The 13,580-nt window shown below is 40.2% G+C and carries 16 protein-coding genes; 2 read left to right on the top strand and 14 right to left on the bottom strand.

Annotated features, from left to right (window positions below; translation table 11 throughout):
• Positions 1-624, top strand: a 624-nt coding sequence (locus tag JWP71_RS04355) for a ferritin-like domain-containing protein (RefSeq protein WP_299497497.1), incomplete at its 5' end; no start/stop codon positions are given.
• A gap of 82 nt (positions 625-706) precedes the next feature.
• On the opposite strand, the gene JWP71_RS04350 is transcribed toward JWP71_RS04355, so the two are convergent.
• From JWP71_RS04350 to JWP71_RS04330, 5 genes are read right to left on the bottom strand one after another with little or no spacing between them, the layout of a single operon-like run.
• Positions 707-895, bottom strand: a complete 189-nt coding sequence (locus JWP71_RS04350) for a cold-shock protein (RefSeq protein ID WP_299497496.1) — start codon at positions 893-895, stop codon at positions 707-709.
• 60 nt (positions 896-955) lie between these two features.
• Positions 956-1,651, bottom strand: a complete 696-nt coding sequence (locus JWP71_RS04345) for a DUF4197 domain-containing protein (RefSeq protein WP_299497494.1) — start codon at positions 1,649-1,651, stop codon at positions 956-958.
• Positions 1,652-1,680: 29 nt separating this feature from the next.
• The gene (locus JWP71_RS04340; protein ID WP_299497493.1) at positions 1,681-2,694 is read right to left on the bottom strand and encodes an inorganic phosphate transporter; all 1,014 of its coding nucleotides are present in this window, start codon (positions 2,692-2,694) and stop codon (positions 1,681-1,683) included.
• A 17-nt stretch (positions 2,695-2,711) separates the two neighbouring features.
• Entirely contained in the window at positions 2,712-3,362 is a 651-nt protein-coding gene (locus tag JWP71_RS04335; RefSeq protein WP_299497492.1) for a DUF47 family protein, read from the bottom strand.
• A gap of 49 nt (positions 3,363-3,411) precedes the next feature.
• Positions 3,412-4,476, bottom strand: a complete 1,065-nt coding sequence (locus tag JWP71_RS04330) for an ATP-binding protein (protein WP_299497491.1) — start codon at positions 4,474-4,476, stop codon at positions 3,412-3,414.
• 151 nt (positions 4,477-4,627) lie between these two features.
• Between JWP71_RS04330 and JWP71_RS04325 the strand changes: the two genes are divergently transcribed.
• Positions 4,628-4,828 carry a hypothetical protein gene (locus JWP71_RS04325; RefSeq protein WP_299497490.1) on the top strand — a complete coding sequence of 67 codons (201 nt, stop codon included), beginning with the start codon at positions 4,628-4,630 and terminating at the stop codon, positions 4,826-4,828.
• Positions 4,829-5,117: 289 nt separating this feature from the next.
• Here the strand turns inward: JWP71_RS04325 and JWP71_RS04320 are convergent, their stop codons facing one another.
• The 9 genes from JWP71_RS04320 to JWP71_RS04280 form a co-directional block, all read right to left on the bottom strand.
• On the bottom strand, positions 5,118-5,651 hold the full coding sequence (locus tag JWP71_RS04320) for a YceI family protein (RefSeq protein WP_299497489.1): 534 nt from the start codon (positions 5,649-5,651) through the stop codon (positions 5,118-5,120).
• 89 nt (positions 5,652-5,740) lie between these two features.
• The gene (locus tag JWP71_RS04315; protein WP_299497487.1) at positions 5,741-7,054 is read right to left on the bottom strand and encodes a carbohydrate porin; all 1,314 of its coding nucleotides are present in this window, start codon (positions 7,052-7,054) and stop codon (positions 5,741-5,743) included.
• Between the two features lie 137 nt (positions 7,055-7,191).
• Complete coding sequence (gene mgtA, locus JWP71_RS04310) at positions 7,192-9,894, bottom strand: magnesium-translocating P-type ATPase (protein WP_299497486.1); 2,703 nt, start codon at positions 9,892-9,894, stop codon at positions 7,192-7,194.
• Between the two features lie 61 nt (positions 9,895-9,955).
• Positions 9,956-10,150: a hypothetical protein gene (locus tag JWP71_RS04305; protein WP_299497485.1), complete on the bottom strand. Its 195-nt coding sequence runs from the start codon at positions 10,148-10,150 to the stop codon at positions 9,956-9,958.
• Between the two features lie 345 nt (positions 10,151-10,495).
• Positions 10,496-10,735: a hypothetical protein gene (locus tag JWP71_RS04300; protein WP_299497484.1), complete on the bottom strand. Its 240-nt coding sequence runs from the start codon at positions 10,733-10,735 to the stop codon at positions 10,496-10,498.
• Positions 10,736-10,774: 39 nt separating this feature from the next.
• Complete coding sequence (locus tag JWP71_RS04295) at positions 10,775-11,419, bottom strand: HD domain-containing protein (protein ID WP_299497483.1); 645 nt, start codon at positions 11,417-11,419, stop codon at positions 10,775-10,777.
• A 33-nt stretch (positions 11,420-11,452) separates the two neighbouring features.
• Positions 11,453-11,722 carry a helix-turn-helix transcriptional regulator gene (locus JWP71_RS04290; RefSeq protein ID WP_299497482.1) on the bottom strand — a complete coding sequence of 90 codons (270 nt, stop codon included), beginning with the start codon at positions 11,720-11,722 and terminating at the stop codon, positions 11,453-11,455.
• A 77-nt stretch (positions 11,723-11,799) separates the two neighbouring features.
• Positions 11,800-12,297, bottom strand: a complete 498-nt coding sequence (locus tag JWP71_RS04285) for a hypothetical protein (RefSeq protein ID WP_299497481.1) — start codon at positions 12,295-12,297, stop codon at positions 11,800-11,802.
• An 86-nt stretch (positions 12,298-12,383) separates the two neighbouring features.
• A complete protein-coding gene (locus tag JWP71_RS04280) occupies positions 12,384-13,553 on the bottom strand; it encodes a class I SAM-dependent RNA methyltransferase (RefSeq protein ID WP_299497480.1) in 1,170 nt (389 codons plus the stop codon).
• Between the last annotated feature and the right edge of the window lie 27 nt (positions 13,554-13,580).

Genomic DNA, 13,580 nt, shown 5'->3' with positions numbered 1-13,580 from the left:
TTACATTCGTTACAAGCGTGGCAGCTGGGCGAAACATCCGAAGGAAAACATTTAATAGCAGCATCAACCAAATATGCTTTTAAAATTGGCGATCAGGCATATGTGAGCGCTGTTAAACTATTTATTAAAGAAGAACAAAAACATGGCAACAATTTAGGCAGCTATCTTGATCTGATAGGCAAACCCCGGATCAAGAAAAACTGGGGCGATACACTATTTAGAAAAATAAGATACTTTAATACCAGCATGGAAATTTGGACCCTGGCCGTTATTATTGTTGAAAGCACCGCACAAATATTTTACCAGGCGCTTAAAAATGCCACCAGGTGCCAATTGCTTAAAGAAATATGTACCGATATATTAATAGACGAAGCATATCATATCACTTTCCAGACAGAACGGCTGGCCATAATATTTGAGGGCAAAAGCCAATTCTCTAAAAGCTGGCGTATCATAGTTTATAAATATTTCTTTTACGCCACTTCCCTGCTGGTATGGTTTGCACATAAAAAATTATTTAAAGCAGGCGGGTTAACTTTTGCAGCATACGCTAAAAAAATGGAGTATAAATATATTAAAACACTTAAGTGTATAACAGATACCGGTGCGGCATTGTGGATATAATGATGCTGATGAAATCCGCCAAAAAAACAAAAAGCATCCTCACATTAACGTGAGGATGCTTTTTTCATCAATAAATATAGTATTAAGCTACTCTTACATTTACCGCGTTAAGACCTTTTTTACCGTCTTGAACATCAAATGTAACTTGATCATTTTCGCGAATTTGATCGCTTAATCCTGACACATGTACAAAGATCTCTTCGCCGCTATCAGATTTGATAAATCCAAAGCCTTTTGTTTCATTAAAAAATTTTACTGTTCCTGTTTGCATTATAATTGATTTTTAAATTATTGCAAGATAATTAAATTACAACTTGATAAATATATTTTATCAAAACTTTTTATTCTTATCAGCAAAAGTGAATACCTTTTGCAATAACGGTGTGGACCGCGATGCATCCATATTTTGGCGGATGCTAAGTTCCTGAATGGCTATTTCAATAAATAAACCATCTATAGCTTTTTGGGTCGCGTAATCCACAATGTCTGGGTTTATTTTATGTACAAATGGCACTTTATTATAGCTATCGGCAACTGTTGCATAATATTTGGTTGCATTAACCTTATTCAGGCTAACCTGTATAACCGGGCGAAATTTGGCAACCAGATCTGCCGTAGTGGTACGTTTAAAATATTGGGTTGCCGCGTCAGTGCTGCCTAATAAAATATTGGTTACATCAGTCAATGACATTTGTTTTATCGCATTGATAAAAATAGGCTTTGCCTGTATAGCTGCATCTTCGGCAGCGCGGTTTAACGACAGGATAGCATCATCACATGCTTTACCCATGCCCATACCGCGCAAGGTTTTTTCTGCCTTTTGCGCTTCGGGTGGTAAAAGTATCTTTACTGCGGCATTGCCAAAAAAGCCATTTACTGCCGAAAGCTGGTCGGCACTTTTTGCGGTGCCTTGTTCAAGCGCCTGTTTTAAGGCGGTACCAATTTCGAGCGATGTGGGGATAAGTTGCGCCTGTGCACTAATTACAACAAAAAGCAATAACGGAAGTAACAGCAAGAATCTTTTCATGCAATAAAACTAATAAAATTTGAGATTAATTAATACCCTAATGCGCGTAACAATACAAATACCAGGCCCGCTATTAAGGCCGATATAGGGATGGTAATTATCCATGCCCAAACCAGGTTAATAGTTACTCCCCAGCGTACGGCTGATACCCGTTTGGTTAAGCCCACACCAATAATAGAACCGGTAATAGTATGCGTAGTAGATACCGGGATGCCAAAATGTTCTGTAAAGCCTAAGGTTATGGCCGCGGCTGTTTCGGCGCTTACACCTTCTAATGGAGTTATTTTGGTTATTTTGGTACCCATAGTTTTAACAATCTTCCATCCGCCAGACATGGTGCCTAACGCGATAGCCGAATAGCATGCCAGCGGTATCCACTCGGGCATCGCGGCACCGGTGCCAATTATATTTGATGATATTAATGCCAGGTATAAAATACCCATTACCTTTTGCGCATCATTGGTACCATGCGCGAAGCTCAATAAGCCTGATGATATTAACTGCAAAGCCTTAAACCAGCGCTCGGCGGCAGCGGGCCTTGAATTTTTGCAGATGTGCAATATAATTATGGTAATAAGATAGCCTACAAACAGGCCAATAAACGGAGCCAGTACAATGTATAGTAAAATTGGCAGTATGTAATGCATATTTACCGCGTGCAGGGCGCTGGCGCCCATGTACATGGCATTGGTCATCCCCGCGCCTGCAAAACCACCTATCAGGGTATGCGATGAGCTTGACGGAATACCAAACCACCAGGTGGTTAAGTTCCAGGTAATAGCTGCGATTAAACCGGCCAGTATTACATGCATAGTTACATAATGCTCCACAACTATTTTAGCTACATAGTTAGCTACTTTATGGTCCTTAACCACAAAATAAGCTAAAAAGTTAAAGGCAGCTGCCCAAAGCACCGCCTGAAAAGGGGTTAATACTTTTGTAGAAACAATGGTAGCAATAGAGTTTGCGGCATCATGAAAACCATTGGTATAATCAAAAATAAGCGCCAGCGCAACTACAACAACTAATAGGGATGTAACCATTTATTATGATAGGTTGGTTAGGCGTTTTTAACTAAAATGGATTCCATAACATCTGCGGCATCTTCGCACATATCAGTAGCGGTTTCTAATGCTGATAATATTTCTTTGTATTTGATTAAACGGATAGCATCAGTTTCATACAAAAACAAATCGGCAACAGCACGGTCAAACACATAATCGGCCTGGTTCTCTACGCTGTTTATCCGGATACAAGAATCGGCAATAGCACGTACATTTTTCAGATCCTTTAATTCGCGCACCGCTTTTTCAAGGTCAATACTGCATTGCAATACCAGTTCTGATAGTTTGCGTATATGCTCATTATAATCATCTATCCTGTAAAGGTTCATGCGGTTTGCCGCACCTTGTATATAATCGGCAACATCATCAATAGCACTTGCCAAGGCATGTATATCTTCGCGGTCAAACGGGGTAATAAAGTTTTTACCCAGCTCCAGATAAACCTGGTGAGTAATTTCATCTCCCTTGTTTTCCAGCTTATCAATTTGTTTAAACAGCTCTTCACGTGTTGCCGGATTGCCTGAGTTCACAGCTTCAACAAGCACCGTGGCCATTACTACAACGTTATTTGATGCCTGTTCAAACAAAGGAAAAAATATCTTTTTATCCTTAGGAACGAAATATTGAAAGATGCTATTTAATGACATGTTTTATCGGTATTTGCGGCAAAGGTAATTTTGCAATGTTAAGTTAATGTTAAGTTTTAAGAATAGGTATGTTAGGGAATTGTAAACCCGGCTTTACCTTTTGCAAAGTAAAGCCAAAAGTAGACCCCAATCCTTCTGTACTGCGTACATTAATAGTTTGCTGGTGTGCCTCAACAATATGCTTAACAATAGCAAGCCCCAGGCCCGACCCCCCTATCTGCCGCGACCGGCTGGTATCTGTCCTGAAAAACCGCTCAAACAGCCGTGGCAGGTACTTTTCTTCAATTCCCATACCATCATCGGTAACCTCAATTAACACCTGTTCGTGCAAATCAAACAGCGTTATCCACGTATTTCCATTTTCTTTACCGTATTTAAATGAGTTGTCAATCAGGTTAACCAATACCTGGGTAATCTTTTCCCTATCGGCACTTACTTGTATGGGCTCATCATATTTTTGTTTGAATATTAATTTAATGTTATGCCTGTTAGCCTTCATTTCAGACGACTCCAAAACCTCTTTTATCAGATCGTTAATTTTAAACTTGGTATAGTTAATAGGCAGCTCGCCCGACTCTAATTTAGAGATCTCATCAAGGTCTTTTATCAGGTAGCTCAAGCGGTCAACATTACGTGATGCTTTTTCTAAAAACTGGCGGGCCATATCGCGGTCATCAAAATCATCATCCTGAAGTGCCTCAATATATCCTTGTATGGCAAATAACGGTGTCTTAAACTCGTGCGATATGTTCGACAAAAAATCGCGCCTGAACCGTTCCTGCGTGCGCAGTCCTTCAATTTCGGTTTTCTTTTCTCGGGCCCATTCTTTTACTTCGTGCTCCACATCGTTAATAGGATCAGAGCTCATGTGTTCGCCCAGGGCATCGCGCAGATCGCGGCCCAGTTTCAGGCTATGAATAAGTTTGTAGATGAGCTTTATTTTTGAGTAAACATATTTCTCTATCAAATAATAAAAAACAACAAAACTGGTGATGATGGTGGCCATAAAGGTGATAGCCATATCATAAAACTTATGCTGAAAATAATAGTTTACCGCCGAAAGGGTAATAGCTACAGCCAGCGCGTTTATAAAAACCAATACACGTAATTTCATAATGGGTAAAGTTATAAAATTAGTGGATGATTGATTGGGTTGAATAAGTTGATTAGGTTAGATTTAGGTTAATTAATTGTTATGGTTAATATGTGTTTTTTCTGTCAGCGTCGTAGTGCTCAATTACCGCTAAGGCTGTTACTTTTCCTTGATGAAAAGTAACCAAAAATCAAGTCAGCAAAGAGGCTTCTTTGCCGCACAGGGCCTTGCCCGGCATCGCAGACAAAACCTCGGGCTGCATAATTTTGCTCCGTATCGCGCAAGGGCCATTCCCGGGCAAAAAGACGCTACGCCCCTTGCAGCCGCACAGGCCAGCAGTTTTATCTGCGCTCACCCGAAGCTTATTTGCTGACGCTTTTTCCGATGGGCCAACAATTTTCATATTAATGAGAAAGAAAAAAGAGCGTTGGCCCGTCAGCCCACGCGGCCGGGAGTCTGGCATGTGCGATGGCAGCGATTGGGCTGGCTTGATTTATTCATCTATTATTTGTTTTTTATAGGTATTCATGAGGTCACTACGCTCAGTTTTTGGTCCTTTTTCATCTAAGGAAAAAGGACTAGGCCTTAGCGGCCATGAGCGTCACCAAGCGATAGGCCACGATGCTGCTCGTTCCCGCAATGGCGCGTGAGAAAGAAAACTATTACTTAGCCGCATCAACCTCTATACTTACAGACACATCATTACTCATAACCAAACTTTTGCTGCCGATACCGAAGTCAAGTCGGTTTAGTTTAATGCCGCCTTTAAACGTGGCGGTATTATCTGTAGCGGTATAAATAAACGGCACTTCAAATACTTTGGTTTTATCTTTGATAGTGAGGCTGAACTGCCCGGTATAATTATCGCCGCTTTTATGTTTAAACGACACGGACTTCATGGTGATCTTGGGGAATTTCTCTACGTCAAAAAACTCATCACTGCGCAGGTGTTTATCGCGCAGGTCGTTTTCGGTATTGATAGAGCTAGCGTCAAGTATGGCCTCAATGGTGCTGCTCTCTAATTTACCAGGCGCAAATTGAATGGTAGCCTGCAGGCCGTTAATAGTACCACCGGTATTGACACCCAGGTTCTTTAATTGAAATTTAATAACGGCTTTGTTAATTGCGGTTTTTTGGGCGGATGCGGCAGTCACTAAAATTAGCAGGGGGATAATTACGGCAACAATACGTTTCATACTGCGAATTAACGATGTTTATACTATTATCGTATTGTGTGTTGGATTTTTTACATTAGCCGAAAGATTTCAACGCAATTATGGACAGTTTAAAACTCCACATGCGCCCTTATAGAAAACACATTAACCGGGCCGCGGTCTTTGTTATAGGCGGGGTTAATAATAAACTGGTAATCGGGTGTTAAAAAGAATTTATTCTGATAGGCATTTAGCTTGTAATATAGCTCAGCTATCATTTCGGCAGCGTAGTTTAGTTTGCCATCGCCAATTAAAAACCCGTAACCACCGGCTGCCAAATAATTACGGTGTGGTGCCGAAAGGCCGTTGCCAATAAATGCCAGTCCCAATTGGTCGTCTTTACGGTTCCATAACGTGTTACCGCTAAGTTGCGCGCCAAAACTTATGGAGCGGTCTATCTCGGTAAAATACCAGGTTTGTGTATGGCCGTCGTTATAGCTTACTTTGGCAAATACGCCGAAGTCTTTACTTAAATATTGATCGGCACTTATGCCAAACCCATATTTGTGGCGACCATAGGCCTGCGTAGTATCCACATTTGGTGCAACCGGGCTTAATGCTAAAGCCTGATTATAGTTGCCCATTTTACCGTTATTTATAAAACCTAACAGACGTACCGTTCCTTTCAGATCATTTATGGTATAGCGTTTTTCAAACTCCAGTGTCTGGGTATTGGCTTTGCCTATTTTTTGATCCCATACAGAACCATTTGCTTCTGTGGTAGACATGGTGAGGGCAAAGCGAAGCGTCCAATCGGGCTGACCAAACTCTGCATTAATACCTAAAGCATACCCCCGGGTATTTGCCGGATAATCCCAGGCTGCATTATCCATCAGGGCCCAGTTCATAAATTGCGAGCGTGGGTCATGACTAAACTCATTTCCGTCAAAAAAATCGGCCATGCCAAATTTACCTGCCGCAATTGAAAAATATCGCTTGCTTCTTAACCCGCCTAATTTATTTGCATCAGCTTCAACCGTATCCATATCCTTGCCCCATTCAAAGCGCTGTTTAAAATATAGCCGGGCAATATAAATGGCTGGCGACGCACTACCTATTCTAAAGGTTTCACCATTAGGAAACCCGGCCACGCCTAATGTTTTGCTTAAACCTGCTCCGCCTGATATTTCGGGGTTAAAAAACGCTTCGGCGCCCTTCCATAACCGTGCTGCGCCAAAAAAAGTCGATGTTATAGAGCTTTGTGTTTCGGTACCCGTAAGTAAGCTGTTGTCGCCGCTATATTTTGCGCTAAACGCAGGTTTATACTGTGTAATTATAGTTTGCTGAAAATGAAAGCTAAAACGATCTTGTTTAACTGTATCCTGTGCAAAGGCAATGCTTGTTGCATTAAATAGCAATATTAGCAGGAGTATGTTTTTTTTCATTTTCGTTTAATATTAGATAAAGCTAACAATATTTTTAGACTAGACTAAAAATATTGTTATATTAAATTTATTTTTTATCTTAATAATTACTTTTAATATATTAATGAGAATGATTTACTATTTTTTTTATTTTTTAACTATAGCCATTGATTGAATTTGTTAATGAACCATCCTTTTACCAGTTGTGTTAATAAGCAATAGCTAAATAGTATGCCAATTAACCATGGGAAAAAGGCTAAAGGCAGCGCTTCCATTTTAAAAGCCGTGGCAAAAGGAGAAAAGGGAATGAATATCGCGATAGCCATTATTGCTGATGTAAGCGCAACAACCGGCGCCGTTGCCCAACTTTGAATAAATGGTATTTTACGGGTACGGATCATGTGCACAATTAAAGTTTGAGAAAGCAAACTCTCCACAAACCACCCTGCCTGAAAGAGGCTTTGGTGGGCCGGGCTGTTGGCCTTAAACACAAACCACATTACAGCAAAAGTGGCATAATCAAATATGGAGCTGATGGGCCCGATGAACATCATGAATTTACTGATACCTCGTGCGTCCCATTTCTGAGGCTGATCAATGAAGTCCCCATCCATACTGTCCCATGGTATGGATGTTTGCGATATGTCATACAATAAATTATTGACCAGAATTTGTATCGGCAGCATGGGCAAAAACGGAAGCAAGGCACTGGCACCCAACATGCTAAACATATTGCCAAAATTGCTACTGGCGGTCATCTTAATGTATTTAATAATGTTGCCAAAAGTTCTTCTGCCATAGATCACGCCTTTACGCAGTACCATCAGATCTTTTTCCAGCAAAATAATATCCGCGCTTTCTTTGGCGATATCCACCGCTGTATCTACTGAAATACCTACATCCGCATCACGCAGGGCAGCAGCATCATTAATACCATCGCCCATAAATCCCACCGTATGGCCCTTTGCCTGGAGCAATTTAACGATCCGGGCTTTTTGGATAGGGCTTAATTTGGCCAGAATACTGGTTTCATCCAGCTTTTTAGTAAGCTCTTTATCGCTTAATAGCTCAATTTCACTACCAATTAATATATGTTGTACCGGGATACCCACGTCACGGCATATCTTTTTGGTTACAACCTCGTTGTCGCCTGTTAATACTTTAATGCTCACACCTAACTTTTGCAATGCCTCGATGGCAGGTTTGGCAGAAGGTTTTGCCGGGTCAAGGAAGCCCACAAAACCGGTAAGCACCATACCTGTCTCATCGGCTACCGAATAGGTAAGCGGTCGTTCGTCATATTCCTTTATGGCTACCAACAAAACCCGCAAGCCTTCCTCATTTAGTTTCCTGGAAGTGTTTAAAATGATCTTGCGCATAGCATTATCCATTGGCACAATTTTATCATTCTCTATATGTAGTTGTTTATCTTCCCCGGGATCGAAGGCGTATGAACATAGGTCGAGCATTTCTTCTACAGCTCCTTTACAGATCAATAAATGTTTTCCATTCTTTTCTTCCAAAATCACACTCATTCTTCTCCTTTGGAAATCGAACGGTATTTCATCTATCTTAATAAATGATTCTTCCGCGTTTACACAGCTATGTATTTCGGCATGTTCCAAAACAGCAACATCCAATAAGTTTTTTAAACCTGTTTGATGGAAGCTATTAAGATAAGCCCATTTCATTACTTCGTCATCATCATTCCCAAAAACATTGAGGTGTCTTTCCAGTACAATTTTATCCATGGTAAGGGTACCGGTTTTGTCGGTACAGAGGATATCCATCGCACCGATATTCTGGATAGCATTTAAACGCTTTACAATAACCTTACGCTTGCTCATACTTTTGGCCCCTTTGGCCAAATTGGCGGTAACTATCATGGGAAGCATTTCGGGCGTTAAACCAACAGCTACCGAAATGGCAAACATTAAAGCATCGAACCAATTATGTTTGGTTAACCCGTTGATTAAGAAAACCAGGGGAACCATTACCAACATGAAGCGGATAAGCAGCCAGCTTACTTTATTAACACCCTTATCAAAACTGGTTTCGTTGCGTTTTCCGGTGATTGCTTTACCGATTGTGCCGAAATAGGTTAGGTTACCGGTAGTCACCACAATAGCATTTGCCGTACCACTTACAACATTGGTGCCCATAAAGCACATATTCTCCAGTTCCAAAGGTGATTTTTTACTAGCACCATCACTACATCGCTCCCTTTTTTCGAGCGGTAAAGATTCTCCCGTAAGCATTGCCTGGCTTATAAATAAATCTTTAGATTGAATGACCCTGCAATCGGCAGGTATCATATCGCCGGCACTCAAAAATACAATGTCGCCGGGAACAAGGTCAATAATATTAATCTCGAATTTTCCCTTCTCCTGCCGAATCACGGTCGCCGTAGTTTTAACCATACTTTTCAGTTCTTCGGCGGCGCGGTTACTGGTGTATTCCTGCCAGAAACGAAGCAGCGAACTGAGCACGACCATTACGCTAACAACAATTACTGTTTTATAATCCTGTTCGCCCGGCGCGGCCATCAATACATCCATTATAAAAGACACCCCTGCCAGTATAATTAATACAGCGATAAAGGGGTTTAAAAATGCCTGGAACAACTGCACATACCAGGCGGGAGCCTTTTCATGCTTTATCTCGTTCAAGCCGAATTTTCTTTTCTTTTCCTCTACATTAGCTTTGGTTAATCCCCATTCATTACTTTCCATTGTGGTATAAAAAGTATGATTATCTTCCTTAGATACCCTGCGGAGCAAGGTAACCGCTGCCGCATCAAAGCCAGACACAGACCTTGAATGGCCTTTATTTATTTTGGGTATTTTTTTTATTGCGTTCATGTTATTTGCATGTTATAATCATTAATAAATAGTAGCTGCTTTGTTGTTTATAAAAAAGCGCTTAACCACAGTCAAGGCAGGCTTCGTATTCAAAATGAGTTTTACATGACAAGAGATTTTCAGCAACAAGAAAATTTTCCTCAAGGGAAAAGCTGATCACCTTTTTTGAAAAAAAAGCAACCATGTTTGAATATTTAACTGGAGGTATTATTTGTTTTTGAGGAAATCCGAAATTCCTTTTTTCTTTTTTAAGCATGAATAAAAAGTTGCCCTGTTAAACAAGGGCCGCCTAAAAAAGAATGGCCCGTCTTAACAGGAGGTTGTTAATAAGCGATGATATTTTCTACTCGGACCAGAATCCATTTTTTTTGATAATTATTTTAATTTTGGCGCAAAAGTACGGAATAAAACAATGCAAAGGAATTGCATTATTTGCATTTATTGCAAATTCCTTTAACAACCAGGTTAATTTCTGTAGATGTAAAGTTATTGGGTAATTGCAGATCGGGTATTTTGCAATTTGGCAGGCAAAAGGCTTCTTTACAGGTTACGCAATAAAAATGAACATGCAAATCATTATGCTGGCCGTCATCACATTCGTCTAGGCACAAAGCATATTTTGGCAAACCGGTTCCATCATCATAATGTGAATTAATCCTTTTACTTCAAACGTTTTTAATGTTCTGTAAATGGTAATTCTATCAGCAGGTTCAAGGCTCTTTTCAATATCGGTTAAACTAATAGTAGAGTTTTGTTTTAAAAGTAAATTAAACACCAATATGTGCATTGCAGTTGGGTTAATGTTTTTATCAGCTAGTTTTTGCTCTGCAACTGTATTCATTATTAATCAATAATAATAGGGGATAAAAAAACAAACTGCTTATTTGCATTCTGTATAAAATTGCTCTAAATAACTTTCCATGAAATTATGCCGTTGTTGAGCAAGCTGTTTGGCGGTATCGGTATTCATTTTATCCTTTAGCAATAACAGCTTTTCGTAAAAATGATTGATGGTAGGCGCGCTTGAATTTTTATAAGCTTCTTTGCTCATATTAAGGTCTGGGGCAATTTCGGGGTTATATATCTCCCTGCCTTTAAAACCACCGTAATTAAATGCGCGGGCAATGCCTATGGCGCCTATGGCATCCAGCCTGTCGGCATCTTGTACTATAGCTAATTCTTTTGAGTAAAATGCAGGCTTATCAAAGCTTGATTTAAAAGACATGTACCTGATAATGTTCTGCACATGCAGGATAGTTTCTTCATCAATATCTATACTTTGTAAATAATTACCGGCGGTAATGGGGCCAATTTCCTCATCGCCGTTATGGAATTTGCTGTCGGCAATATCATGCAGCAGGGCAGCAAGTTCTACAGTTAGCAAATCTGCAGATTCGGTTTCGGTTATTAGTTTGGCGTTGTTCCAAACCCGGTATATATGCCACCAATCATGCCCACCTTCGGCATGCAACAGGGTATCCTGTACAAAAGCTTTTGTTTGATGAATGATTGTATTGTGCTCCATATTTACAAATTATCCTGCAAATATAGAATTCTGTCAATCGGTACCGTTATGTAAAAGCCCGGGCTCACTTAAATCAGCCTGATCAGGGTCAATCAGCTCGCTCACATTTATATCCAGCACTTCGGCAATTTGAAAAAGCCTTTCGAGTGTTATTTTAGTATAACCAAGCTCAATTTTGCTGTAGGCATTTTGCGAAATATCTAGCTTATACGCCATGTATTCTTGCGAATAATTCTTAAATTCTCGCTTTTTACGGATACTGGCCGCTATGGCCCTTAGCTTAAAATTTAGTTTGTTGCTCATGTTTTAGTCAAGGTTGATACCCTTACCTACGAAACTTCAGAGCAGTCGGATTTTATTAAATTAATTTAAGGAAAGCCTTATGGAACCAGATCGTAATTTACTACTACCGTAGGCAATAAAGTTGCCATATCAAGCGGTACCTGGTTATAAGTGAGTACCGGTTTACGGTGCGTATAAAAATTATATACCGCTTTTTGCAAAGCAGCATTACCAACTGCCGGCGAATTGAAACCAATAGTAAAGGGCAATATAAAATCATGAAATTTTTCATGATCAGGAATTATCCATTTATAATTTGATTTTTTTAGCGCTTCAATAATCGGCTGTGTTAACAGCAGGTCATCAGCATAGTAAATAATAATTTTCCTGATAGCGCCTTTCTCATCAGCAGTGAATTTAAAAATAGCTAACCCGGCAGCTTTTTTTTGCACAATTGCCGGCGATACCACCAGGCTATCCTTAAAAAACCGGGTCATTACCTCTTTACCTCCCTGAAACGGAAAGGCCAGTTGCTCTTGCGCCATGCAATGAGCGCACAAAAATAATGCTATTGCTATAAATAATATTTTTTTCATTTAATGTTTATTAAGTGAATAGTTGATTGAGTGAATGAATGGTTGATATTAACATATCAGCTTAATCTAACCCTATCAACAAAAAACTATTCTTTTGGTTCGCGCTTGCTGCCTTCATACAGCTCATATTCTAATAAACGGCAATCAAGCTTACCATTGTAAAATTCAATTTTTCGGGTAGCACGCAGGCCTATTTTTTTTGCCAGGTCAGGGTTTCCGGTAAAAATATATCCCTTGTATCCCCCGCATTTTTTCTTCATAAAATCGCCTATGCGCTTATAGGTTGCTTCCAGCTTGCTGTGTACACCCAGGCGTTCGCCATACTCAGGGTTAAACATTACAATACCGGGTTCTTCGGGCACATCGGTTTCTTCAAAATCACAAACGCTAAATTCTATTAAATGGTCTACACCAGCAGTTTTTGCATTTTTTTGGGAGATGTCTACCGCGTCCTGCGATATATCCGTAGCAATTATTTTAAAACCGATATCTTTTTTTGATTTATCCTTCAGCGCCCTGCGTTCAACAAAAAATACTTGTTCATCATACCCCATAACATGCATAAACCCGTAATTCATGCGGAAAAGACCCGGATGTTTATCTGTAGCCAATAAAGCGGCCTCTATAGCCAGCGTGCCCGAACCGCACATGGGGTTAATAAAGGTACTGTTCCTGTCCCAATGGGTAGCCATAATGGTTGATGTTGCCAAAGCCTCAAGCATAGGCGCTTTACCCGGAATTTTACGGTAGCTGTGTTTAGCCAATGTTTCGCCAGATGTATCTAAAAATATTTCGGCCTGGTCATCCTGCCAATACAGGTGCACAACGGTTTTATTACCATCGGCACCAGAATTTGGGCGTATGCCTTTTATTGATTTAATACGGTCAACAATAGCGTCTTTAACCTTCACGTTTGCAAACAGCGGCGTTAAAATATGCTCGTTATTAACATTTGAGGTTACCGAAAAATAGCCGGTAAAATCAATAAGATTCTCCCATTCTATTTGTACCAGTCCGTCATATAACTCCTGCGGATCGGCAGCGGTAAAGCCTTTAATTAAATAAAGCACCTGGCTTGCACAGCGCAGGTTTAAATTTAAAGCTATGGTATCGGTAACGGTGCCCAACAGCTCAACGCCGGTTTGGAATACGCGTGTTGGGGTAAACCCCAATTCTTCAACTTCCTGCTGCAAATAAGGCGACAGCCTTTTGTTACAGGTTATGATTATTTTACTTTCAGTGTGGAAAACTTGCATGATTATTGTGCGAATTTACACTTCTTT

It is taken from the genome of Mucilaginibacter sp. (genome assembly GCF_028287845.1).
Lineage (GTDB): Bacteria > Bacteroidota > Bacteroidia > Sphingobacteriales > Sphingobacteriaceae > Mucilaginibacter.
This window is presented reverse-complemented; position numbering and strand designations above follow the sequence as displayed.